Source organism: Alishewanella sp. WH16-1 (assembly GCF_001441695.1).
Taxonomy (GTDB): domain Bacteria; phylum Pseudomonadota; class Gammaproteobacteria; order Enterobacterales; family Alteromonadaceae; genus Alishewanella; species Alishewanella agri.
In genome coordinates, this window is the sequence record NZ_LCWL01000118.1 from 1 (window position 1) to 743 (window position 743).

Here is a 743-nt window from a genome sequence, read left to right on the forward strand (position 1 = left end):
TCAGACTGCTGACAAAGTCCTGGACGCCGATCCAGGACTTTGATCTAATAGGGTTAGTTGATTTGAAGGCTAACCATCATGCTCAAAACTCCCTCTCCTCAACAATATCAGTTAGAAATGGTCACGCTCGAAGAGCTGGTACCAAAGAACCATTTGGTACGCAAGGTCGATGCCGCCATTGATTTCGAGTTCATTCGTGCTGAAGTCGAACATCTCTATTGCAAAGATAATGGCCGTCCGCCGATTGACCCTGTCCGTTTGTTTAAGATGATGATCCTCGGCTATCTGTTTGGCATTCCCAGTGAGCGTCGTCTGGTACAGGAAATTCAGGTTAATGTGGCTTATCGCTGGTTTTTGCGGATGGGATTAACCGAGAAAGTGCCTGATGCCTCCACGCTGAGCCAGAATCGTATTCGTCGTTTTAACGGCACGGATGTGTTTCAGCGTATCTTCGACCGGATAGTTGAACAGGCGTATGAGCAGCGTCTGATTGGTGGTCACACGCTTTACACTGACAGCACACATTTAAAAGCCAATGCCAATAAGCGCAAGGCGGTGAACAAAGAGGTGGCGGTCAGTGCATCGGCGTATATCGCTGAGCTCAACAAGGCGGTTGAAGAGGACCGGTTAGCCCATGGCAAAGCGCCACTCAAACAAGATGACTCGAAGGAGCCTGAAACCAAAAATCAAAAGGTAAGCACAACCGACCCTGACAGTGGTTTTATGACGCGGGAAGGCAAACC

1 protein-coding gene is annotated in these 743 nt (G+C 49.0%); it reads left to right on the forward strand.

What is annotated here, in order from left to right; genetic code table 11:
• Positions 1 to 78: 78 nt before the first annotated feature.
• A partial coding sequence (locus tag AAY72_RS12385; RefSeq protein WP_197408414.1) for a transposase occupies positions 79 to 743 on the forward strand: 665 nt, incomplete at its 3' end.